The following is a 24,260-nucleotide window of genomic DNA, read 5'->3' as shown; positions in this document are numbered from 1 at the left end:
TTATCGCACCGGAGCGGGCGGCCCCATTTCACCGGCAAACCCCCGGCATCGCGACGGATATCGCACCGAACACCGCCGACACACCGGGATTGCATCTCGGCATCGCTCTCGGCAACCGCGCCAACCCCCGCATCCGCGCGCGTAGCGTGACTGGGCGGTTGAAAGTTTGCCGACATGATGCCGACAGCGGTCCGACGGAGGCGGTATGACCACTCACTCCCCCTACGCTGCCGCGGACGACCTGCGGCCCCAGTTCGCGGGATCGGTGCTGGCACCGGAGGACTCCGGTTACGACGCGGCCCGGGCGATCTTCAACGCGATGGTCGATCGCAGGCCCGCGGTGATCGCCCAATGCACCGGCGTCGAGGACGTGCGCGCCGCCCTGGCCTTCGCCGACCGCAGGGGTCTCGAGGTGGCCGTGCGCGGCGGCGGCCACAGCGTCGCTGGCGCGAGCCTCACCGAAGGCGGATTGGTCGTGGATCTGCGGCGCATGCGGTCGGTCACCGTCGACCCGCACGCGCGCACCGCCGTCGTCGAGGGCGGCGCAACCTGGGCGGATTTCGATCGCGCCTGCCAGCCGCACGGCCTCGGCACCACCGGAGGGCGAGTGTCCAGCACCGGCGTGGCCGGGCTGACCCTCGGCGGCGGCTCGGGGTGGTTCGAGCGCAAATTCGGCTTGGCCAGCGACAGCCTGCTGTCGGTCGACCTCGTCACCGCCGACGGAGTCGAGATCCGAACCTCCGAGGACGAGCATCCCGATTTGTTCTGGGCACTGCACGGCGGCGGCGGGAATTTCGGTGTCGCGACCCGATTGACCTTCCGGCTGCATCCGCTGCCGGTCACCACGCTGGGCCTGCTGCTGTGGGAAGCCGAGCGCGGACTCGAGGTCGCCACTGCCTACCGAGACCTCGTCGAGGGCGGTGTCACCGAGGATCTGGGCGGAGCCGTCGTGTATCTGACGGGACCGCCCGAGGACTTCGTGCCCACCGAACTCCATGGCAAGCGGTTGGCGGTCTGCGTCGCCGTCTACGCGGGCACCGCGGCCGAACTGCGCGACGTGCTCGCACCGATGTTCGCGCTGCGCCCGGACGGCGTGCTGCTCACCGAGATGCCGTACTGCGACATCCAATGCGCGCTCGACGATCCGCCGGGCGTCCGCAACTACTGGTCCGACGCACACCTCGCGGGCCTGCCGGACGAAGCGGTGCGGCGGTTCGCCGAACAGGGCATGGCCATGCCGGTTCCCACGCCGTCGCAGAGCCTGCTCGTGCCGTGGGGCGGCGCCGTCGCGGCGGGCGCACGGGACTGGCCGCAACCCCACCGCGGCGCCGCGTGGGTGGTGCACCCGTTCGGACTGTGGGAGGACCCCGCCGACGACGCGTACGGCATCTCCTGGGTCAAGAACACCGTCGCCGCGATGCGGCCCTACGCCACCGGAGCGGTGTACCTGAACTTCATCGGCAACGAGGGAACGGACCGGGTGATCGCGGGCTACGGCCGGGAGAACTACGCGAAACTGGCGGCGGTCAAACTGGAATACGATCCGCGCAACGTCTTCCACCTGCATCACAACATCCATCCCGCGGCCGCCACCGCAGGGCCACGCTCATGAATCCCGCGACGGCACGGCCTCTCCGGCCCGCCACGCGGGCGACGGCCGGACCTGCCCTGCGAGTGGTGCTGACCGCGATCGCCGCGCTGGTGATCGGCATGGTCTCGCCCGCGCACGCGTCGGCGGCCCCGGCGGTGCTCGGCGGCGGATCGGGCATCGTGATCGGCCAGCACGCGGCGTGCACGCTGACCACGATCGGGTACGACAACGCCGGGCGACTCGTCGGGCTGACGGCAGGCCACTGCACCATGCGCGGCATGCCCGTGCGCGCCGAACACGCGCTGACAGCGGGACCGGTCGGTGTCGTGGTCCTGGTCGACGTGGTCGACGACTACGCCGTCATCGAGTTCGATCCCACCCGGGTCACGCCGCTGCGCAACGTGGGACCGCTGGTGATCGAGGACGTCGGCGCACCGCCGCAGCCCGGCACGATCGTCTGCAAGAACGGCCGCACCTCCGGCTACGGCTGCGGGGTGGTGTGGGATCAGAACGAGTCGTGGTTCCGCAACCAGGTGTGTTCGAAGCCAGGCGATTCCGGTGGACCGGTCACCGTCGGTGATCGCCTGGTCGGCATGAATGTCGGCCACGTGGGCGTCACCGCGTTCGGGGCGACGGTCTTCGACGTGGCCTGTCAGCACCCGCAGGTGCCGGTGCACGATCCGGCGGTGGCCACGCAGATCGGCACAGTGTTCGCCGACATCGACCGGATCGGCGGGCCCGGTACGGGCTTTCGGCCGTTCTGATCCGCGGCGGCTCGACCGAATGGCTCGAACAGCACGGCGCTCGTAGGATGTTGCTGCGCCGGAGGTGCCCGGTGCGCGCGCGTCGTCGCCAACCCGCAGGAGCCGAACGTGGACACCGGATCCGTCCCCTCCTACCTCCGCTACGTCGCCATCGGCGACAGCCAGACCGAGGGCATCGGCGACCCCGACGGCGACGGCGGACACCGCGGCTGGGCCGACCGATTCGCCGCACTCCTCGGCGCGGGCGCACCGGCCCTGCGCTATGCCAATCTCGCCATCCGCGGCCGTCGCGCCGCCCAGATCCGCGCCGAACAACTCGCCCCCGCCGTGGCGTTGCGACCCGACCTGGTCACCGTGATGGCGGGCATGAACGACATCATCCGTCCGCGCCTCGACCGCGCCGCCCTGCTCGCCGACCTGCACGCCATGTTCGAAGCGCTCACCGCCACCGGCGCCCGCGTGATCACCTTCACCTATCCCGACATCGGCGGCGTCGCGCCCTTCGTGCGACCGCTGTCCCCGCGCGTGCGCGAGCTCAACGCCGAAATGCGCCGCCTCGCGGATCGATACGGGCTCACCCTGGTCGATTTCGAACCCGTCGCCGCCACCACGCACCCGCTGGTCTGGTCGGCCGACCGCCTGCATCTGAGCCCGCTCGGCCACGACCTCGTCGCCCGCGCCGTCGCCGACATCCTCACCCTCCCCGGCGCCGACGCGACCTGGCGCGATCCGCTGCCACCGGTGCGGCACAGCCTGGCCGAGATCGTCGCGACCGAGTTCAGCTGGACGGCCCGGCACATGCTGCCGTGGGTCGCCCGCCGAGTGCGCGGCCGTTCCTCCGGAACCGGCATTCGGCCGAAACGACCCGAGCTGCTGCCCGTACTCGTCCGGCGGCCGGACGACGCCAACGCCTGAGTCGGCTTTCACGCCTCGCCGCAATACCGGGCAGCGGCGCGAGGTCCGTCTGGTCCGAGGCCTACGACCGGCGGTAGTATGGCCCGGTGCGTAAACCGGCGGAGGGATCGGCGCGGCTGCGCGGTGCCTTCGTCGGATCGGCATCGGGGGCTGTCAGTATCGCCGCGCACGCGCTCGGCGGTGGCGTGGTCGCACTGGAGCAGCCGTCGGTCGCCCTGCTGATCGGGGCCTGCGCGGCCGTGGGCGTGCTCGTGGGCTCGCTTCGAATGCGCGCCGGGTTCGTCGAAATCATGGGACTGCTGGCGATCGGCCAGGCCATCGGGCATACCGCCCTGACTGTGTCTCCGGGTCATCACCATGGATCACACGCGACCACGATGATGCTGTTCGCCCACCTCGCGGCGATTCCGGTGGGGGCGATGCTGATTAGCAGCGCCGAGACGGCGTTGGCGAGGGCGGCGTCCAGTGTGCGGGGCATCGTGCGCGTGTTGGGGACCGTACCGGTACCCGCGCTCGCGCCGATCGTTCGGATAGCGCCACGCGCTGGCGCGAACCCTCGCAGGCTGCTTCTCAGTTCGGGTATCGGGACCCGGGGGCCACCGGCTCACCGGTAGACCCACATCGCCACCGAGCAGTCAGCGGCTCGAAACATCCGTCGAGCGCCTGGGCTTTCGCCGTCGTGTCCGCCTCGGACGTCGATAGGTGTCGGCTCTCCGAGACGTGTCGCACGGGGTCACCACGCCGAGATATGGCACCGGCGGATAGATCCGGCACGCCTGAACATGCTGTGAGAGCGCTCCCGCCCGCCAACTGCGACACAGTGCGCCGCGCTCGGAGCGCGCGACTTCGCACCATCCATCTGTAAACCCTTGCGCGACAACGCGAAGCGCCGTGGGAACCAGATGGCGTTCTGCCGCGCGAACACGACGCCGGACCGGTGGCGGTCCCTCACACACATCCCGAATCCGAACGGAGCTTTTCCATGTCCCCCATCACCCGAACCTCCCGCGTCATACGCGGCGCCGTCGCGCTCGCCGCCACGCCCCTGCTGCTGGTCGCCTGCTCGTCCAACGACAGCACGCCCGCCTCGGCGCGCGCCGCCGACGCGATCACCATCCAGGACCAGTGGATCAAGGCCGCCGACAGCGGGATGTCCGCCGCGTTCGGCGAGCTGACCAACACCGGCGACAAGGCGCTGACCGTCGTGTCCGCGACCAGTCCCGCCTCCGAACGCGTCGAGCTGCACGAGGTGGTGGCCGACGCCGCGGGCGCCAAGACGATGCGCCCGAAGAAGGGCGGGTTCGTCATCCCCGCGGGCGGCTCGCTCGCGCTGGCGCCTGGCGCCGACCACATCATGTTCATGGGCTTGAACGGTCCGCTGCGCACCGGTTCCGAAACCCCGGTCACGCTGTCCTTCGACGACGGTTCGACCATGACCTTCACCGCGCAGGTGCGTGACTTCCCCGGCAACCAGGAGAACTACGTGCCCGACGGCGACCATCACGCGGGCGCGCCCGCCCCGGCCCCCGCGCCCGGTGCCTGAGCCGATCAGATCCCGGGGCTTCACCCGCAGGCGCCTCCTCGGCGGGGGCGCCGCCGCGGCGGGCGCCGTCGGGCTCGGGGCGGGGGCGGTCGCACTCACCGGCCGCGACACCGGCGCGCACACCGCACCGGCCAGCGAACCGTTCTACGGCCCGCACCAGGCCGGAATCGCGACCGCGCCGCAAACGCACGCCGCGTTCGTCGGATTCGATCTGCGTCCCGGACTCGACCGCGACGACATCGCGGGCATCCTGAAGATCTGGACCGGCGACGCCGCCCGCCTCACCCAGGGCGCCGCGGCGCTGGCCGACACCGAACCCGAGCTGGCGGCCCGTCCGGCGCGGCTCACGGTGACGGCCGGACTGGGGCCGGAGGTCTTCACCGCCGCCGGTCTCGAGCACCGCAGGCCCGCCTGGCTGCGGCCGTTGCCGCCGTTTGTCATCGACCGGCTGGAACCGGCGTGGAGCGACGCAGATCTGCTACTGCAGGTCTGCGCGGACGAGGCCACCACCGTCGCCCACGCGGTGCGGGTACTGTGCCGCAGCGTCACCTCGCTGCTCACGGTGCGCTGGGTGCAGCGCGGCTTCCGCGACGCGGCGCCCGGCCAGACCCCGCGCAACCTGATGGGCCAGGTCGACGGCACGGTCAACATCCCCGCCGGTACACCGGACTTCGACCGGCTGGTCTGGGACGACGGCGCCGCCCAGCCGTGGCTCGCCGGCGGCACCTCACTGGTACTGCGCCGGATCGCCATGACGCTGGACACCTGGGACGAAATCGACCCGGAGGGAAGGGAACTCACCGTCGGGCGCAAGCTCGGCAACGGCGCCCCGCTCACCGGCAGCCGCGAATTCGACGAACCGGATTTCGCGGCCGTCGACGCGCACGGCATTCCGGTGATCCCGCCGTCGGCGCACATCGCCCGCGCCCGCCACACCCACGACGGCGAACGGTTCCTGCGCCGCGGCTACAACTACGACGACGCCCCCGCCCCCGGCCAGACCTCCAACTCGGGGCTGCTGTTCGCCGCCTATCAACGCGACGTCGACGCCCAGTACCTGCCGGTGCAGCAGCGGCTGGCGGATGTCGACGCGCTGAACGTCTGGACGACGCCGATCGGATCGTCGGTCTTCGTGATCCCGCCCGGCGTGCCGGAACCCGGCGGCTACCTCGGCCAGACGCTGTTCGAGTCGTGAGACGGTCCGGGGCTGTTTGCGGCCCCGGACCTCCACCCGCTCAGCTCCAGAGCACGGCCACGAAGACGTTCACGATGGCGAGACCACCGGCCGCGTGCGTCATCCACGGCACATCCTTGCCCCGCTTGGCATCGGCGCGACTCACCTCGGCGAACCCGGCGACCAGCACGGAGATCACCAGCTTGACGCCGATCTTCACCATGTTCGGATCCTTGTCCAGCGAACCGATCGACTCGGCCATCCCGACCAGCACGATCCCGGTGATGAGCTGCGCCCGCGCACCCCACACCATCACCTCGTTCACCTTCGGCTGCCCGGCGGCGTACCCGCCGATCACCGCGGCCATACCGAGTAAGTGCGTGACGACCACGACGTTGTAGACGAATTCCAGCACGCTCACGTTGCGAACTCCTGACGGTTTGGGCGTTAGAAGACCGTTTTACTCCGTCGATCGCGGAAGGCACCAATCGTGGCGATCCACACCAGGAGGCCGGTTTGTCTGAAACAGAAAGGAGTCATGCGGTTCCGCTGCACCAGCCAACCGAAGCGGGGTATCCGCGGTCCGGTGCTTTTCGCGGACGAGTCGTCGCGCCACCACTGCCGCCGCTGATCGAAAGGCGTCCGCCGGTGGGCATAGCGGCGATGTGCGTGCGCGGCCGTCTCTCGAACGCGGTCATCCCACAAGAGCAATCAACCACTACGCCACCATCTCTGGACGCGACCCCGATCTCGACATCCTGCTACTGCGCCTCCACACCGAAACCGCCTGCCGCCGCGGCGGACCCTGCGCCCCATGGACCTCAACCCGGCACACTGCCTCATCCGCCTACGGGAAAACGCAACACCGAACGCTGGCAACCGGTTTCCCCCTCACTGATGAACGCCTTGTTCCAGCACGCCTCCGAACGCGGCACCACCGGCAGCGCCCAACCCCTGCGATCCGCCCACCGACCCCGATCGCTGAGGGCCGCTACCAAGCCTTGTTCCACCGCCTCAGCAGACACATCCCGGAAATCGAAACCATGGGACTCAGCATCCACTGGCTCCGCCGCACCACCCAAGTAAGTACTCCAGCAATGCTCGCCGACAGCATGCATACCGACGACGTCAAGCAGAAGCCAGCGTTCCAGGGAGCCAAAGATACCCGCCCGCCAGGTAACGCATCCAAAGACGCCACCCACAGGAGTCCCACTCTCTAAGTTGAACAACAACCCTGCGCACAAAGGAAAACGATGACCACCCGAACAGCACTGCTGCTCGTCGGCCTCGCCGTCTTTGGCGTCGCCCTCCTCACCACCAACTGGCACCCCATACGCGCCGTCGCCTACCTTGCCGGCTGGGCGCTCGTCGCCATCCTGCTGATCTGGAACGACCGGCGCAACCGCGCGCGGCAGCGGGAGAACACACATGCCTAGGCAAGGACCGCGCCGCACGAATGTCGGAATCCGGCTGTTGGATGAACAGATCGAACAGCTCGACTGGCACGCGAACGAGGAAGGGTTGGTAACGAAGGCTGGTGATCCGAACCGCTCCGAACTGATCCGCATCTACCTCGCATTCGCCCGCGAGCACATGCCGACCGGATGGCGGCCAGACGGATGGGAGTACCGGGGCTAACCGGCCGAGATGCCCCCCAGCCCGCGCTGACCGGCCTGGCCGGTCACTACCGGTGAGCGCTGAGATTCGTTCGATCTGGCGCTATCGAGGTGATCCTGGTCCGCGCTAATTCGACGTTGTCAGATCGCAGACCAGTTGGGGCTCTCGCATCGCTGCGACAAGTACGCGTTTGGTCATCGCCCGTACAAAAAGATGCAGGTTAACGGCGGTACCCAGTGACTTGCCCGCTGGCTGATTCTGCCCGAACCACTTCAGCGTGGCCGCGGTCGAGCCTCCGTGAGCGACTGCGCTGCGGTAGGCGTATAGGTGCGCGATGACCTTCTGTGCTGAGCACTTGAACAATTCGAGCCCGATCTTGCGATGGTCGGGCAGACGGTGCTCGAGCAGGATGAGGTTCCGGGTCAATTGCTTTGTGAGGCTGTCGATCCGGTCTTCGGGTGTCGGCTTCGATATTTAGCTATAGTGCTAATATGCAAACATGACCGAGTTCGACCCTGAAGAGGAAGCCGGCGTGTTCCGCGCGCTGGCCGACTCGACGCGGCGGCAGATCCTGGAGGATCTCCGCTCCGGCGAGTTGACCGCGGGTGAGATCGCCGCGAAGTTTCCGATCAGCGGTCCTTCGATCTCCCGGCATCTGGGCGTACTCAAGGCAGCCGGGCTCGTCCGAGAGCGACGAGTCGCCAATCGGATCTTCTACTCGCTTGTCGAGGAACGACTGGCGTTATGTGTCGGCAGGTTCCTGAGCGCGATCTGCCCGGAACAGGTCATCGTCAGACAGCGCAGGCTGCGAACCACGAAATAGAGGAATGCCGGATGAAACCTCCGCGGATGTCCAGCGTCGTCGAGCGACGTCTTCTGGTGAACTACCGAGTCGCCCCTGAGGTCGCCGCGAGCTTGGTGCCGTCGCCGATGCGCCCTCAATTGGTTGACGGTTGGGCGGTTGCCGGCATCTGCCTGATCCGCCTCGGACAGTTACGGCCCAGTTGGCTACCCGGCTGGGTCGGGATGCGCAGCGAGAACGCGGCGCACCGCATCGCGGTTGAGTGGGATGGTCCGGAGGGACTCTCGACCGGTGTGTACATCCCGCGCCGCGACAGCGGTTCGGCGATCAATGTCCTTGCCGGTGGCCGATTGTTTCCTGGTGAGCACAGTTTGGCGCGATTCGACGTGCGGGAGACGGCGCAGGACCTGCATGTGGCCTTCACCAGTCAGGACAAGACGATCTCCGTGAGCGTGGACGTCCGGACCGCCGAGCGGTTCCAGGGAAGCGAACTGTTCGCCGATCTGGCGCAGGCATCGGACTTCTTTCAGCGTGGCGCGGCCGGATTCTCGCCCACGCATAGCGGTCAATGCCTTGATGGGCTCGAACTCCAAACGGACGCATGGCAAGTCGAGCCGGTCGATATCCACTCGGTGCGGTCCACGGTCTTCGACGACCAGGACCGGTTCCCGCCAGGCAGTGCGGTGCTCGACTGCGCCTTGCTGATGCGCGAAGTGCCCGTGACGTGGCGTCCCCTTACACCCCTGCGAGTCGCTGCTGGCTCCGCGACCGCAGGGAATAGCGCACGCTAGGAATAGCACCCCTCCACCAGTTGTCAAGCACGTCAACCGCAGATGCCTGGAAATCTCGCGCGACGCCGACGGCAACGCCTACCGATGGAGAATCCACGGCCGCGCGTTCAAAGGCGAACGCACCCACCAAGGAGTCCCGGCCACCTGGGTCGTTGGCGAGCCAGCCGCCCGCGCCGTTGTTGTCCTCGAACAACTCCAGCCCGACGACACCGACATCTTGTTCCAGACACTGCCCTACGGCGTCGGCTGGGCCGAGGAACACGGCGGCCGCGCATTGAACACCGGCACCACCAACAATTGGTTGAACCGATTCGTCCGCTGGGTCGACAACTGCCGCACCACCCACCACCGCACCGACACCATCCCCACATCGACGGCAGCCCCTTTCGGCTGAAGACCAGCCAATTCCGCCGCACTCTGGCCTGGTTCATCGCCCGCCGCCCGGGCGGCGCCATCGCCGGTGCAGTCGCCTTCCGACACCACGCGATTCAAATGTTCGAAGGCTACGCCGGGACCAGCGACTCCGGCATCCGCGCCGAAGTCGAAAGCGAACAAGCCCTCGCACGCGGCGAACAACTCGTCGAACTCGCCGACACCTACGAGCACACCGACACCCTCGGACCAGCCGGCGCCGAGGCCGCCATCGGGTCCATCTCCGGACGAGCTTCTGCCCGGTGACATCCCGGCCCTTGCCGAGTAGAACCTCGGAGTGGTTCGGCACACCTCGATGGGGCCTCGGAAGAGACTGTGGCCGTTTCGAGCCGCGCGATATGCGGCATGCGCGGATAGTCGACAGCAGTCGTCCCAACTGTACGTTCGGGGCCACGTAGGTAACGGGCACGCGAGAATGAGTGCGCCCACAGATCTACGGCCGAAAACAGGAAGAGCATGAACGCCACCGCGATCGTCGGAGTCCTGACCGCAATCATCGCCGCATCCGTGGCGCTGATCGGTTATGTCATCAATCAGATGACGGCGCGGCGGGAGCGTCGAGCCAAGGCCTACGCCGAAGCCTTACGCACAATCCGTCAGTACCAGGAAATTCCGTACAGGGTTGTGCGACGACTCGATTCGAGCGCGGAGACCCGGACAAGGCTGGACGATCAACACGGCGAGATCATGAGCAGCATCGGTTTTCACCTCGGTTGGCTCAGGCTCGAATCTCCTGATACCGCAGCCGCTTACGAGGCGCTCTGGGAGCGATGTCGAACTTTCGGTGGCGTCTACCGCAAGTGGGCGTGGCGGCAACCCCTCGTCTCCACGGACGCCCAGATGGCGGTCACGCTGCCCTTCCAGTTCGATATCAAGCCCGAACTGGATATCTGCGTTCAGGCGATGCGTGCCGACACTCACTTCTTCGGATGGCGCGCTCGGCGCGCCGTCCGACAACGCGCAACAGCCTTGGCTGAACGGAGGGCTGCTGAACCGCCTCCGGACTTCACCACTCTCGAAACGTGGTCGCTGCCTACGTAGCTGCCGCTGTACCACAGTCGGGCTCGCTGTCGGCGGTCCCGTGATGACCGTTTCGAACCGCGCGCCACGCGGCATTTCCGGACATGGGACGCCCTGCCGCCCAACCAATCGGAACGATTGACTGACCAACGCCCGCCATGCGGCATGTGCGGACGCAGTGCGACGGTGTCCTACTAGAGCGTTGTCCTGTCCGACACGCTATGTGACACCCACGGCTTGGCCGACGAGGCAGTCGGCGATTCGGCCAGGACTCCGGAGTCCGGCAGCCCCGCGTAGTCGGGCAGTTCGACCCCATTGATCGCGCGCTCGGCCAGCTCGGCGAACCACTCTCCGGTGAAATCGGGGCCCGGCTCTGCATCGGACCCGGGGATGTCGCGGCTGCGGGCGTTCAATTGGGCGATCTCCTGATTGGCCTCGACGAACGAGCGCATCCGATCCTCGTAGCGGGCGAAACCGATCTCTGGATTCCACTCGGCCGCAGCCAGCTCGCCGGCCAGCACGTAGGCGCCGACCAAGGCCAGCCCAGTGCCCTGGCCCGACATCGGGGAGGAGCTGAACGCCGCGTCCCCGAGCAGCCCCACCCGCCCACGCGACCACCGATCCATCACGACCTGAGCGACCTGGTCGAGATAGAAGTCCGGGGTGTGGTCCAGATGCGCGAGAATACGCGGGGTCAACCAGCCAAAGCCGTCCATCCGCTCACGCAGCAGCCGCTTCTGGGCATCGATATCGCGGTAATCGACATCGACGTCGGCCGCGGGGAAGGAGAACATGGCCATCGCCCGGGTGGCGTCCTGTATCGGCCGCAGCCCAGCCGAGCGCCCGGACTCCTGGTACTCGATCAGCCATTTGTCGAGCCCGAACTCGTTGGGCACGCTGAAGAAGGCCAGCACGTGCCCGAGGTGGCGGACGAACTGCTCGTGCGGCCCGAAGACCATTGCGCGCAGCGCCGAATGCAGCCCGTCGGCTCCGACCACCAGCTCGAAACGTCGCCGGTTACCGCTGTCGAAGACCACCTCGACCCCGTCCGCGTCCTGGGAGAGCTCTGCGATCCGGTCGCCGAAGACATATTCGACATCGTCACGGGTGTCCTCGTAGAGCACCTGCGACAGGTCACCGCGCAGGATCTCGATCTCCGCGATGAATCCGTCGCCGCCGTCGTCGTCCACGCGGAAGCTCTCCAGCACGTTCCCGTCCGCGTCCACGGTGTGCGCGCCGATGGTCTGGGTGCAGGCCGCGCGTATCGCCGGGTCCAGCCCCATCCGCCGGATGACTTCCTTGGTCACTCCGCGCGCGTCCACGGCCTGACCACCGGGACGCAGTTCGGCGGCCCGCTCCACCACGGTCGCCACGGCTCCCCGCCGGTGCAACCAGTGGGCCAGCGCGGGCCCCGCAATGCTCGCTCCCGCCACCAACACTCTGGTACCGCTCACTGCGCCTCCCACTTACCCCGCCGAATCACTGTCCGGATCGATAGCTTCTGTTCCGACCCACCGCTGTCGGTGTATCCAGAGGTATCGACGACGGATCCGCCAGGAATTCATCGGTGCACCCGAGACCCGTGTCCTTGTTCCTGTGAACACCCTGAGCCCACACCGCATAGCGCGCTTAGTCGACCTTTGATCGCGACCGGAGACGCCGTGGGACGTGCCCGAACCGTATGGGCATCTACCCATAATCCCGAGGGCGCGCTATGCACCACCGAGCGACATGGACGGCACCGTGCGTGTCGAGCAACCGTTTGGCGCGGCCTGCCCCGCCAGACGGTCATCGATCCAGCGCAGGACCGCGGGTGTCGCAGTGATTGCGAGACTGACGTGCTCGCTCAATTGGTCCCGCGTATAGGTGATCTGCGCCCCCGCTGCGCACCACTGTGCCACCGCCTGGTCGGCTGGCGCGATGTCGAGGATCTCGTCGTGCACGGCGTTGTAGAGGAACAGCGGCGCGGTCGGTACCGCGTTGCCGAAGTCCACGTCGGCAAACGACGCCTGTACCTGCTCGAACAGCTGCGAAAAAGGGATCGTCAGGTAGTCGTCCATGCGCAGGAACGCATGCTGAGCCACGTTCGGCGCCACGCATTTGCTGTCACCCGCGGCCATCAGAGCTTGCCCGGCAGGGGTCAGATATTTGTTGAAAACCGCCGCCAGATGTGGATCGGCGCGCATCATGCCCGGCAGGAGCGACGGCAGGAAACCGGAGAACGGACCGGAATCGAGCGACTCCAGGTAGGGGCCGACGGGTACTGTCCAACCGCCCATGGCAACACCGACCAGCCGTATTTCGGGAGCGTAGGCCGGTTGAACCTGCGCGACCCACCCGGTAGCGATCGCCCCGCCGGAGTAGCCCGTCACAGCAACCGGAGTATCGATGCCGGACAGGCCGAGTGGCGTGAAACCCTCGGCGGCGCGCACGCCGTCGAGCACGGCGTAACCCGGCTGTTTCGGGGAGAACACAGCCCCCAGCGGCCCCTCCCAGTCGGGTACGGAAATCGCATGACCGGACGACAACATCTGGTCGATCTGTACGAGATCCAGGGAGGAGTCGTACTTGTCGGGCGCTCCTTGCCGGAGCACGAACGAGGGAGCACACTGTGGGGCCGAGGCATCTTCGGCAACCTGGTAGCTGATCAATCCCTTGACGTGCCCGGTTCGTGGGCGCAGCACCGTCGTCACGGTCGCCATGGGTTGCCCGGCGGTATCGGTCGTTCGATACAGCAACTGCCAGGCATCGGCGTCCTGCGCCTGTGGCCCTAGCGACGCCACCTCGACGGGTCGCGAATTCAGGATGGTGCCCGGCGCCTCCGAACTCCAGCCCGATGGCGGGGTATAGAACGGGTCGTTCTGCGGAGTTGGCAGCGGATCCGCACTACCGACCGCCATGGGAGTACCGGTAAAGCACAGCACGACCGAAACTGCGATCAGAACCGAACGCAACTGACCGCGCTTGACCACTGAATACGTTGCACCCCAGGTTGATACGGCACTGCCCACGCTTCCGACTTCCCTCCCTGGTGGGGACCGACTCCCGGCGAATCCCCCTGATGGATGTCAGAGTACATCTCCCGATCATGATGAATACCCGAACCGGAGACGAAGATCGCGCCGGTCGCGGCTGCCGCCCACGCCGACAGGCGACCGCACTCGAACGCGCGAGCCGCGAAGCCGGTCGAACGTCCCGCGTTCCGATCCCGTGGTTGAACTGGCGGGTTCTTCCTTCGGAATCGACCTGGTGGCTAGCCGGTGGCGACGGCGACGGCGATCGTGAGAACCTGGCTACCCGCGCCGGCTCCGAGGTCTCACGAGCATGGTCACCGCTGTCGCGGGCGCGGCAGCAAGCGGCTCATGATGATCGAGTCCCATAGTTCGCCGTTGCGGCGTCGGTAGTGTGCGCGCAGCGTGCCTTCGACCTCGAATCCCGCGCGGTGGTACAGGTCGATCGCGGGTTGGTTGTGCGGCCAGACCTGCAGGGTGACCTTGTGCGCGTTGTTGTTTCCGCACCAGTCGATCAGCTGCTCCAGCAATGCGGTCCCGATACCTTGGCCTCTGTGGCTGGAGGCGACCATCATGGTGATCGACGCGACATCGGTCGCTACAGAATGCGCGGTGCCCGTGGCCACGATCCCGGCGGATGAATGCTCGGCAACGAAAAGCCCTTTGGTGGTGGAGACGAGGTTACGCAAACGGACTGCCACGTCGTCTTCATCGATCGGGGGTTCCGGTCCGATCCACTTGCCTTCGGCGGCGACATCGACATGCAACTGGACGCAGGCGGGGATGTCCTCGACTCGGCCGTGGCGGACCTTCACGTCGGTGTTGTGGCGTTGTCGGCTCTGTTTCGTCGGCGCAAGCAGTCGGCGGATCACGTGTTGGTCGACCAAGGCGACCTCGAGGCTGCGTGCGACGACCTCGTCCCCGACCGGCGACAGGTGCAGGCCGTCGGCCATCCACGGACTGTGCGCGGCTGACGAGTCGTCGGGGCGTTTACCCAGAAGTGCGGCGGCTGTGACGAATTTGCCCCAACAGTCCACGAACACAGCTCCGGCGTCTCGGGCCGCGTCACGGGCAGCGAGGTTGTACGCGCACAGGTCGCGGTTCATTGCCGCTGCCTGCGGGCCGATGTGCGTGGCGACCGGTGGTGAGGATAGACAGACAACGCCCCGGGAGCGGGCGGTGAGGTGGCCGAGCGCGGCTCGGTAGTTGCGGGTGAACTCCTGCAGGTCCACACCCTCGGCGAGGCGAGCCTGGTGACGTCGCAAGACGTCGTTGGTGCCGCACTCGAACAGCGCGATGTCTTGGTCGACATCGGCAGTCTCGATGGCTTCCAGCAACTCGCGCGAGGTAGCGCCGCCCCGGCCGAGATTGTGGAAGACCATGGCGACATCGGGAAGCCGTGCGGTCAAGCTGGTACTCAGCCGCTCGATGAACCCGCCGTTGCGCCATCGGTCGACCGTTACCGTCGAGCCCGGCGCCGGCAGGTCGGTGACGTCGGCCAAGCGGTGTGACTCACCCACGAGGTGCTCGGTGTGGCTGGTGCCCCAGCACCGCACCACCAGTGTTTGAGACGATTCGACGCGACCACCCGGGCCGTCCACGGTGGCGGTAGGCAGCTCATCGGGCTGGAGGCGATCGGGGTCCGCCCCGGCTGATGGTGTGGTCGAGGCGGTGATGTCGGCGAAGATCATCTCGGCGATGTCGGCGCAGCCTTGGGTGGCGTCCATGCGGGCTTCGTCGACGAAGTGCAGCGGATCCCAGCCGCGGTACCAGTCCCGCATCTCGTCGCGACCGAACGACGACGACTGGGGTCGGGTCGCGTGCCGCCGCAACGTCTCTTCGAACGACAAGTCGAAGGCGTAGAACCGCGAGACGACTGCATGGGACGCCAATCGATCGAGCATGTCGCCGTAGCGGCGCTGCGAGAAAATCCCCTCCAGCACGACAACCAGCCCACGAGCCAGACACAGCGAGGCGATCTCGCCGATCAACTCGATATTGAATCCGTCGGGAACATCGCTCTCCCGCAGGAACTCTCGGCGTACGACATCCTGCGAAATGACCACACACCGCCCCCGATCGAACCGCCGCTGCAATGTCCTGGCCACAGTCGTCTTGCCGGAGCCGGAGCTGCCGCGAATGACCACCAACCGGCCCGCAGGCTCGGCTGGCAGCGCCGAACGAATCCGCGCCGCGAGGTCGGCCATTTCGGTCTCGGTGTAGTCGAGGATGCCGTGGACCGGATCGACCGCGTGCAGCTGCTGACGGTCATAGCGCGTGTTGGCCGGAAGCGGAGCGACGTGCCAGTGAACATGGGCATTACCCTGCATAGAGCCCAGCGACATCACATAGGTTCGCTCGGGGCCGGTCACCGCGGCAACCGCGCGTGCCACCTTGTGCACGGCCGACTGCAGTCGAAGGTACTGGCGCGCGGGCAGGTCGGCGACCACATCCTCGACATGGCGCCGCGGCACCACGAGAACGTAGCCGAACAAGGTGGGGTACTTGTTCAAGAACGCCACGTGCTCGCCGTCGTCGTAGACCATGTGGTGCTCGTAGCCGGGTTTGCCTTCCAGAAAGGCGCATACGAAGCAGTCCTCCGATCGCACCCGCTGTTCATAGGCGGCCAGGTCCATCGCCACACGCCGACCGCCGACGTCGGTCGATGTGGCCGGCTCTGTCGCTGCGGGTTTGACCGAAATCAGATGGTAGAAGCGGGCTGTCTCGACGTAGGGGTATCGGTCGGCCAGCAGGTTCTCCAGCTGCAGGAGTTTCGCGAAGAACTCCGAGTCGTGCTTGATCCCGTCGTCGCTGATCAAGTCGCACACCGCGCGCACCCCGTATCGGACCGGACGTTGCAGACCGGCCGCCACCATCTCCGCAGCCAGGTCGGTCGCGGTCACCACGTCGATCTCGGCCTGATAGGTGACCGATGCCCGCCTGGTCGTGTTCAGCAGCCGCATCGCCTCCTCGAGTGCTCCGCGCCGCACCGCAGCAGTCAGCGGGTCGCTGAGCAGGTTCGGCGCGAGCACCGACAGCAGGCCGCCGGGGCGCAGCACCGACACCATTGCCTCGAGGACGGCACCTCGATCAGGTACATACTGAATCACGTTGTGGCACAGCACCACATCAATCGACCCACACTCCGCGACAGTAAGCACGTCGGATGCCTCCGCCAACCGGGTGTCGATCAGGTCCCCGAAGCCCTGCGCCTCGGCCAAGCCCACGGCCTCAGCCAGCGACGCCGACGAGGTATCCACGATGGTCACGTGATGGCCCAGCGCCGCCAGACGCACAGCGTCGAGTCCATTCCCTCCACCGACATCGAGCACTGTCAACGGCCGAGTCGGCAGATGGCGGACAAGATTGGCATACACCTGCTCATACCGCAGCCGACCCCACGGGGTGGCCTGATAGCTGCGGAAGGCGTCCAAGTGTCGATCGAATGCCGAGGCCATAACACCCCTTCCTACGCGAAATCCGCGCCCGCCGAAGCAAGAACGGATGACCGGTCATCGCCGACCGCCCCGGACGGACTCGATGTGGGTCGGTGTCGGGACGTGCCCGAATTCCCCGCGGACGCCGTCGGGTCGGTGACGAAAACGGCGTAGTGCTCGTCGCTGTAGCGGTACTCGCGGGGCGAGCTCGACACCCAAACCACCACACTCAACCAACTCCTCGAAACGCAACCCACACGACCGACCGGCGAACTGCACCTCCTCGACCAACTCCCCGCCACACCATCGATCTCGCTGCCGCCAGTTCGCACGTGCCGACCCGCAGGTCGAGTAGCCCTGCGATTGCCTGAAGTGGGCAGAAACTCGAATTAGGTAGCTGGCTACTCGCGCGATTTTTGTCGCGGCACGCAATTGTCAACGGCGAAGAGATTGCCACCCAGCGCGCTGAGTGGCGAAGCTGGGCCCTGAGGATGGCGGCCGAAAATGAGCAGCATGAAACGTGGGGGCTGCGATTGCGGGGGGCGGACCGAGGTTCCAACACGAAGTTGCGGCACAGTAACGGTCAACGAGGATCGTGTCGAACGGCCGGACCTAGCAAAGCTGAAGCGCTGGCGAACGGGCAAGATCCCACCCACCTGGGACAGTCCCGACATTCTGACCAACGACTGGCGTCCTTTCCCACTGATGCCTGTCACGATCCGGACAGGACCGAACAATGCACGAGCTCCGACTGCACATCATTCCCTTGACCAACGATGAACTGGACGCCAACGGTGATCCCGTCAAGCCGTACGACGTCACGCCGATGGAGTTCGCGCAACTTATCGATCGGGTGAACCTCATCTTCGCCGACACCGGTCTTCGATTTCTCTTCTATCCGGCCCATGACTGGGCGCCGATGGCAAACACGGAAATCAATACCGATGGAGCTCGTCAGCGTGAGCTCGCAAACCGCATCGCCGGGAGATTCCCCGGCAAGATCGTCTGCTTTCTCCGCTGGGGTCCGGGACGTGACCGTACGGGCAACGGCAATGCGTTTCCGCCGCCGGGTGCGGGTCCGAAACCTCCGAGCGTCGACGACGTCGTGCAGAACTACGTCGCGCTACCGAATCGGATCGCAGCCAATTTCGGGTTGCTCAATCAAGGCGACGGCGGATTCGTCGCTCATGAACTCGGCCACTACCTCGGTCTTTACCACACCTTTCCCGGTTGGACGGATCGCAAAGGGCCGTTGTACGGACACCTCTCGGGCGCGCTGACCGCAGCCGCGGCAGACCAGGCCGTCGTCGACTACATCGCCCGCAACGGCGGGGCGATTGATGCGCTGGACGGTGATCTACTCTCCGACACTGCACCCGATCCGTCGCCGGTCCTCTACGAGGCACACAACCGACAGGACATCTGTGCCAGCCCGCGTATCACCGTTCGAGGCACGATCGGCAGGCGAACCGTGTCGTTTACCTTCTCCCCCGACCCGAACAACGTGATGAGCTACTACGCGGGATGCCCTCCGCCCGGATCCGGCGCGAGTTCGAAACGTTTCACCCCGCAACAGATCTCGCGGATGATGGATACCCTCCGGCATCCATCGCGACGTGCCTTGGTCGAATCCCCGCCCGAGGCACCCGTGGTTCGCGGGCTCTGCATCATCCAGCAACGCAGCAATTACCGGTTTCTCGACGCCTACCCGGCGTCGGAAGACTTCGCCGCGGTGACTCGTCCCGCACAGAACGACGGAAGCCAGCAATGGATGCTCCTTCCCGTGGCCTCCGTCTGCACCGTGCAGCAAAAGGCCACCGGCCGCTTTCTGGATGCCTACGAATCACCCGAACAAGACTTCCGCGTCGTCACCCGAACCGCGCAGAACAACGACAGTCAACGCTGGGTGCTCTGGCGAACACCGACCGATGCCAATGCCGTCACACTGCAACAGTTGAGCGGGGGCCGATTCGTGGACGCCCATGAGAGTTCGGACCACGATTTCTCGGTCGTGACTCGCACCGCGCAAAACAACGACAGCCAGCTGTGGACCCTGGAGTTTCGGGTCGGCGGCGGCTACTCGCTGCGGCAGAAGAGCAGCATGCGTTTCCTGGATGCCTACGAGTCGTCGGAGAACGACTTCGCGGCGGTGACTCGTCCGGCGCAGGAAAACGACACGCAGCGTTGGCAACTGACGATCATCGGCGCGGTCTACACCATCCAACACCGGCACAACGGCCGATTCCTCGACGCCCACGAGGACGACGGGAACGACTTCCGCCTGGTCACACGTCCCGCGCAGAACGACGACAGCCAACGCTGGGTCTTCTTGCCGTACAGCGGCGATACGTTCACGGTCCAGCAGCTCGCCAACGGCCGCTACGTCGACGCCTATACGTCACCGTCACGTGACTTCGCCGTCGTCACGCGCCCCGCACAGAACGACGACACCCAACGCTGGGTCGTCCGCGCGGCGTCCACCCGCTGACGCCACCGTACGGCTGGGCAACAGCTTGCGTCGCGTCGCTGAGATTCGCTCCGGTGAGAGTCGCGTCCAAAGTGAGAGACGGCAGCCCGGCAGACGGCATACCGGCAGACTCATTGGGGTAGGTGGTGCCACTCGCTGCACCCTGGAGCAGTCATGAACCGAGCATCGACGGATCGAGCGACGCGTGCTGCCACTCGGGACCGACCGCTCCATCGCGATGGATGTCCGACCCGGCGGAAGCCGAGACCGGGATGAGACCGTGGCCCGGAAGGAGCATCGCCTCGCGGAGTGAGGTATGAACCCGATGGCAACGCCGAGGGCTGGTTCGGCCGCTGCACGGATGCCGGCGACCGGAAATCCAGGCGACACCACCGTGTTTCCTTTGCGACCATGACCGGGTGACCGCATCAACGATCTTCGACGGCGACTTCGAAGCGCACCTCACAGTGCGCGGCGCCGATGCTGAAAAGCTCGAACAGTACGCCGCCGCAACTGGTTCGAAGTTCGCGCACATCGTGCTCGCGCGCGGTCGCGTGACCGAACAGCCCATGCTCACCATCCGGGAATCCGGCCCCTTCGTCGCGGTGCGGGAATCGGTCGTGGCGTCGCGGAACCGGCTGGAGGCGGCGGGTTTTCCGGTGGTCCGCACCAAGATCGAGGCCGCACCGTCGGCCGCGGGGGTGCCGGCCACCGACACCGAGGCCGTCGCGCTGGGCGAAAGCTACTACTTCGAGCATCACATCAAGCTGCTGCTCGACTCCGGCGCCGACACGAGCGCCTTGGCCCGCCTCGCCGGGGTGCACGCAGCGCATTTGTCGGTGAACGCCCGGCGCGTCCGCACCGACGGCCGTGTCGAGCGCTTCGTGACCCAGCGGTGCCGTCTGGTGGGTGATTCCGTCGCCGCAGCCCGCTGTGCCGCCCTGACGACCGCACTGGAGGCTGAGAATCACCGAATACTCTCGGCGGAAAGAGAATTCGTCGTGTACGACAGTGACGAGTCCATCGATTCCGGATGGATCGATGAGAACGAGGAGCACTCGTGACCACCGAGGCGGACCGCTCGTGGAAGGGGTTGGGCAGCGGGGGGTGGCCGGCGGACGCGGTCGTGCCGCACGATCCTCCGACGGAGCAGGCCAGGCCGAAGCTGGGTCTGCCACCGACCCTGCGGCCGGTCCGGGCTGATGGCGTGCGCCAGACGCCGGTGTTCGACCCCGCCGCCAAGCCACATTTCGCGGCCATGCGCCTGACGGATCCCAGGTTCGACGACCCGCGGATCGCGGCGGCCTGGTTCGCCGCACGCCGCGCCGCACTGGACACCGTGCTGGCTGCGGTCGCCGCTTCCCCGTGGGCTCGGGATCTCATGCTGAACGGCAGCGCACTGCTCCGCGCCTGGCTCGGGGAGCAGGCGCGCGAGCCCGGCGACCTGGATTTCGTTGTGCTGCCGCGGGACTGGGAGTTCAACAGCGACCGGACCGACCAGCTGCTGACGGACGTCGCCACCCGGGTCGCGGCCGCGACCGAGGCCCCCGACAGCCCGATCCACGCCCGGGCGGAAGACGCCGTCGAGGACGACATCTGGACCTACGATCGGGTGCCCGGCCGCCGCCTCGTGCTGCCGTGGTCCGCGACTGGCTCCGGGATCCCCGGAGGCACAGTGCAACTGGACTTCGTGTTCGACGACGCGCTGCCGCAGGCCCCGCGGTGGACCGATATCCCGCGACTGGGCACCCCTGGCCCGCCCGCGACGCTGCTCGCCGCCACCCCCGACCTCGCCCTGGCCTGGAAGCTGCTGTGGATCTGCACCGATGCGTTCCCCCAGGGCAAGGATCTGTACGACGCCGTGCTGCTGGCCGAACACCGCGCTCCCGACGCGGACCTGCTGTGCACCGTGGTCCCGAACCTGTCCTTGTGCGGCTTGTTCGAGCACGGGACCAACACCGAATGGGACGAGTTCGCCAAGGACCGCCCCGACCTCGCCGGCCAAGAGGAGATCTTCGCGTGGCGCCTCGTGATCGCCCTCGACCCGGTCGCGGCGGCCGGCTTCACCGACTGGCACAAGCGCTGGTCCGAGTCCCTCCGCTCGACCGCGAAGACGATCACAGACTGCCTCTCGGATCCGGCGTCCTTCGACGACGAACTCGCACGCCATCCCTGGCACACGACTATAGAACAGCTTCTCGTCCTCCAAGAGAAGCACGACTGCTCGCTGACCGAGGCCGCGGACCGGCTCGCCGCCGCGCGCCGCCGCAGCTCCGACCGTTCAGCCGCCGCAAGGATGGACCCGCACGCCATCGCCGCGACGTTGCAGCACTGGCACCGCGCCGAGGTGCCGGAGCCGCACGATGGCCGCTCCCCAGCGGCAACCGATCGGACGTAGACCTCTTCTCGCGGTCACCGGGCCCGTCGCCGTTGCCGCGGGGCGCTATTTGCGACGATGGTGCTGTGTCGCAATCGGTGAACACCAGGGGTGGTAAGCAAGCGCCGGCGTTGACGCCGCGGGGGGAACGAACTCGAGCCAGATTGGTCGAGGTCGCCGAGCTCGTCTTCTCGCGACTCGGGTACGTGGAGACACGGGTCGCCGATATCGTCGCGGAGGCCGGGGTCGCGCACGGGACCTTCTATGTCTATTTCGAGTCGAAGGAAGCGATCTTCCACGCGGTGGTGCTGAATCTCATCAGCGATATGCGCGCCAAGGTGCGCTCGCGGCTCGGCGCCCAGCCCGGGACCGCCGTCGAGGCGATCGAATCGGCGGTGCGCGCCTACGTCCTCGCCTTCCGCGATCACCAACGCCTGATGCTCATGTGGGGTGAGGTCGCCGGCCTCAACCCCGACATCGAGGAGCTTCGCCAAGCCGAGATCGATCTGTTCATCGACCGCGCCGAGAAGATGATCATCCGGCTACAGGACAACCGCCTGGCCGCCCTCGACATCGACGCCAATTACGCGGCGACGGCGCTGTGCGGCATGGTGCGTGAATTCTGTTATCAGTGGGCCAAGGCCGATGTCGATATCGACGCCGACGCGGCCGCGGCGACCCTGTCCACCCTGTGGGTGCGTGGCATCGGTGTCGTCCACCGTGCGCCGCCGGTGTGATCGCGTCGAGGAGTTCTCATCGCGTCGATTCACGCAATGATTCCCGATCGATGGCCCGTTTGAGGATCTTGCCCGTGGCACCCTTGGGTAAGGCATCGGTGAACCGAATGATGCGCGGAATCTTGTATGCCGAAAGGCGTTCCCGAGTCCATCGGGAGACCTCGTCGGCGTCCAGCGCCGAGCCAGATGTGGTGACGACGACCGCGGCGATCTCCTCACCGTGATGAGCATCCGGCACCCCGACGACCGCGGCCTCGACGACGTCGGGGTGCTCATAGAGAACCTCCTCGACCTCGCCCGGATAGACGTTGTAGCCGCCTCGGATGATCAGATCCTTGACGCGGTCGACGATGCGCAGATCACTGTCGCCGTCGAATTCGCCGAGATCCCCGGTGCGGAACCAGCCGTCCGCGGACAGCACGTCGGCGGTCGCCTCGGGCCTGCGCCAATATCCCTTCATCACGGTGTCTCCCTGGATGAATACCTCGCCGACCTGGCCCGGCGGGCACACATTCGAATCCTGATCGCGCACCTCGACCCGCAGCCGGGGGACAGCGCGTCCGGTGTATCCGATCTTCGCCCCGCGATCGAAATCGTTAAACGTACCGAACCCGGCGGTCTCGGTGAGCCCGTAGCCCTCGAGGATCGTGCAACCGAACTTCTTCTCGAAGTCGCGGGCGATCTCACCGGGCAGTGACGCGCCACCGGAGATCGCGACGCGCAACTGTTCGAAATCGGCGCGATCCGCGGCATCGGCCGCGTGCAGCATGGCATTCCACATTGTCGGCACCCCCGCGACGATGGTCAGCCGGTCGCGCCGCAGCATCGCGAGCATGGCGACCGGATCGAAACGGGCCAGCAGCGACAGCGACCCTCCGGCGGTGAAACACGGCATCATCACCGCGGACTGTCCGAAAACATGGAACAGCGGCAACCCGGTCCCGGTGCGATCGGCCTCGGTGCCGCGACCGACCAGCGCTCCGATCTCCCCGCCCGCGAGCAGGTTCCCGACGGTCAACTGAGCGCCCTTGGGTCGCCCGGTGGTACCGGAGGTGTACAGAATGGCAGCGGTATCCCCCGGATCACGGTCGGCGCAGCCGGCCGGTTCCGCGGCCAGCTGCGCGCCGGGCGCCAACAACCACAACGGAATACCCCAGCGCTCGGCGGCCTCGGCTACCGCGGGCCCGAGGCCGTGCCAAACGACGGCAAGGGCACAGTCGGCATCGGTGAGGAAATACTCGATCTCGGCGCGAGTCGACATCGTGTTCACCGGCACGACGACGCCCCCGGCGATCTGGATACCCAGGTAGGCCACGACGAATTCCGGCACCGACGGCGCGGACAGCAGCACCCGGTCGCCCGCACGCAGGCCCGCTGCCGCCAACGCTCCGGCGAACCGTGAACTCGACCTGTCCAATTGCCGATAGCTCCACTCGATTCGCTCGGACCGCAACGCGACACTGTCGGGAGCCCTTTCGGCATGGCGGCGAACGGGATCGAAGACGTTGACCATAGTGGGATTCCTTCGAAATCGAATGTGACCGGGACCGGAGCGGAAGAGCGAGCTGGTTGGCCCACGAGT

The 24,260-nt window shown here is 66.8% G+C and carries 22 protein-coding genes; 17 read left to right on the top strand and 5 right to left on the bottom strand.

Features of this window, described 5'->3' with window-relative positions:
- Positions 1-205 precede the first annotated feature (205 nt).
- The 6 genes from T333_RS29395 (at position 206) to T333_RS29370 (ending at position 6,008) form a co-directional block, all read left to right on the top strand.
- On the top strand, positions 206-1,612 hold the full coding sequence (locus T333_RS29395; RefSeq protein WP_496426525.1) for an FAD-binding oxidoreductase: 1,407 nt from the start codon (positions 206-208) through the stop codon (positions 1,610-1,612).
- Positions 1,613-1,677: 65 nt separating this feature from the next.
- Complete coding sequence (locus T333_RS29390; RefSeq protein ID WP_496426524.1) at positions 1,678-2,355, top strand: chymotrypsin family serine protease; 678 nt, start codon at positions 1,678-1,680, stop codon at positions 2,353-2,355.
- Between the two features lie 108 nt (positions 2,356-2,463).
- Entirely contained in the window at positions 2,464-3,270 is an 807-nt protein-coding gene (locus tag T333_RS29385; RefSeq protein ID WP_355001229.1) for an SGNH/GDSL hydrolase family protein, read from the top strand.
- Positions 3,271-3,356: 86 nt separating this feature from the next.
- The gene (locus tag T333_RS29380; RefSeq protein WP_496426523.1) at positions 3,357-3,884 is read left to right on the top strand and encodes a hypothetical protein; all 528 of its coding nucleotides are present in this window, start codon (positions 3,357-3,359) and stop codon (positions 3,882-3,884) included.
- 368 nt (positions 3,885-4,252) lie between these two features.
- Complete coding sequence (locus T333_RS29375; protein WP_355001227.1) at positions 4,253-4,813, top strand: copper chaperone PCu(A)C; 561 nt, start codon at positions 4,253-4,255, stop codon at positions 4,811-4,813.
- Positions 4,806-6,008, top strand: coding sequence for a Dyp-type peroxidase (locus T333_RS29370; protein WP_496426522.1), 1,203 nt, complete (start codon positions 4,806-4,808; stop codon positions 6,006-6,008). Before T333_RS29375 ends, T333_RS29370 begins: the two co-directional genes overlap by 8 nt.
- A 40-nt stretch (positions 6,009-6,048) precedes the next feature.
- Here the strand turns inward: T333_RS29370 and T333_RS29365 are convergent, their stop codons facing one another.
- Positions 6,049-6,399: a hypothetical protein gene (locus T333_RS29365; protein ID WP_496426636.1), complete on the bottom strand. Its 351-nt coding sequence runs from the start codon at positions 6,397-6,399 to the stop codon at positions 6,049-6,051.
- A gap of 841 nt (positions 6,400-7,240) precedes the next feature.
- Between T333_RS29365 and T333_RS29360 the strand changes: the two genes are divergently transcribed.
- The 7 genes from T333_RS29360 (at position 7,241) to T333_RS29330 (ending at position 10,670) form a co-directional block, all read left to right on the top strand.
- The gene (locus tag T333_RS29360) at positions 7,241-7,423 is read left to right on the top strand and encodes a hypothetical protein (protein ID WP_355001225.1); all 183 of its coding nucleotides are present in this window, start codon (positions 7,241-7,243) and stop codon (positions 7,421-7,423) included.
- Positions 7,424-7,460: 37 nt separating this feature from the next.
- Positions 7,461-7,625, top strand: coding sequence for a hypothetical protein (locus T333_RS29355; protein WP_496426521.1), 165 nt, complete (start codon positions 7,461-7,463; stop codon positions 7,623-7,625).
- A 478-nt stretch (positions 7,626-8,103) separates the two neighbouring features.
- Entirely contained in the window at positions 8,104-8,427 is a 324-nt protein-coding gene (locus T333_RS29350; protein ID WP_496426520.1) for a metalloregulator ArsR/SmtB family transcription factor, read from the top strand.
- Positions 8,428-8,453: 26 nt separating this feature from the next.
- On the top strand, positions 8,454-9,197 hold the full coding sequence (locus tag T333_RS29345) for a DUF2071 domain-containing protein (protein WP_496426519.1): 744 nt from the start codon (positions 8,454-8,456) through the stop codon (positions 9,195-9,197).
- A 217-nt stretch (positions 9,198-9,414) separates the two neighbouring features.
- Positions 9,415-9,591 (top strand): hypothetical protein, encoded by a 177-nt coding sequence (locus T333_RS29340; protein WP_496426518.1) that lies wholly within the window; start codon positions 9,415-9,417, stop codon positions 9,589-9,591.
- A 98-nt stretch (positions 9,592-9,689) separates the two neighbouring features.
- On the top strand, positions 9,690-9,875 hold the full coding sequence (locus T333_RS29335) for a hypothetical protein (protein WP_496426517.1): 186 nt from the start codon (positions 9,690-9,692) through the stop codon (positions 9,873-9,875).
- Positions 9,876-10,085: 210 nt separating this feature from the next.
- Positions 10,086-10,670, top strand: coding sequence for a hypothetical protein (locus T333_RS29330; RefSeq protein ID WP_355001220.1), 585 nt, complete (start codon positions 10,086-10,088; stop codon positions 10,668-10,670).
- A 173-nt stretch (positions 10,671-10,843) separates the two neighbouring features.
- Here the strand turns inward: T333_RS29330 and T333_RS29325 are convergent, their stop codons facing one another.
- The 3 genes from T333_RS29325 to T333_RS29315 form a co-directional block, all read right to left on the bottom strand.
- Positions 10,844-12,103: an FAD-dependent monooxygenase gene (locus T333_RS29325; RefSeq protein WP_496426516.1), complete on the bottom strand. Its 1,260-nt coding sequence runs from the start codon at positions 12,101-12,103 to the stop codon at positions 10,844-10,846.
- Positions 12,104-12,361: 258 nt separating this feature from the next.
- Positions 12,362-13,621 (bottom strand): lipase family protein, encoded by a 1,260-nt coding sequence (locus T333_RS29320; RefSeq protein ID WP_496426515.1) that lies wholly within the window; start codon positions 13,619-13,621, stop codon positions 12,362-12,364.
- A gap of 356 nt (positions 13,622-13,977) precedes the next feature.
- Positions 13,978-17,118 (bottom strand): GNAT family N-acetyltransferase, encoded by a 3,141-nt coding sequence (locus T333_RS29315; protein WP_496426514.1) that lies wholly within the window; start codon positions 17,116-17,118, stop codon positions 13,978-13,980.
- A 715-nt stretch (positions 17,119-17,833) separates the two neighbouring features.
- Here T333_RS29315 and T333_RS29310 point away from each other — a divergent pair.
- From T333_RS29310 to T333_RS29295, 4 genes are all read left to right on the top strand, one after another.
- Entirely contained in the window at positions 17,834-19,585 is a 1,752-nt protein-coding gene (locus tag T333_RS29310; protein ID WP_496426513.1) for an RICIN domain-containing protein, read from the top strand.
- A 398-nt stretch (positions 19,586-19,983) separates the two neighbouring features.
- Positions 19,984-20,628: a hypothetical protein gene (locus T333_RS29305; RefSeq protein WP_496426512.1), complete on the top strand. Its 645-nt coding sequence runs from the start codon at positions 19,984-19,986 to the stop codon at positions 20,626-20,628.
- Positions 20,625-21,962: a nucleotidyl transferase AbiEii/AbiGii toxin family protein gene (locus tag T333_RS29300; RefSeq protein WP_496426511.1), complete on the top strand. Its 1,338-nt coding sequence runs from the start codon at positions 20,625-20,627 to the stop codon at positions 21,960-21,962. The genes T333_RS29305 and T333_RS29300 overlap by 4 nt, the downstream gene beginning before the upstream one ends.
- Positions 21,963-22,105: 143 nt before the next feature.
- Positions 22,106-22,678: a TetR/AcrR family transcriptional regulator gene (locus tag T333_RS29295; protein WP_357255105.1), complete on the top strand. Its 573-nt coding sequence runs from the start codon at positions 22,106-22,108 to the stop codon at positions 22,676-22,678.
- A 16-nt stretch (positions 22,679-22,694) separates the two neighbouring features.
- Here T333_RS29295 and T333_RS29290 read toward each other — a convergent pair whose 3' ends face one another.
- Complete coding sequence (locus tag T333_RS29290) at positions 22,695-24,191, bottom strand: AMP-binding protein (RefSeq protein WP_496426510.1); 1,497 nt, start codon at positions 24,189-24,191, stop codon at positions 22,695-22,697.
- Positions 24,192-24,260: the final 69 nt, after the last annotated feature.

The sequence above is a fragment of the Nocardia sp. CNS-044 genome, assembly GCF_059570515.1.
This window is presented reverse-complemented; position numbering and strand designations above follow the sequence as displayed.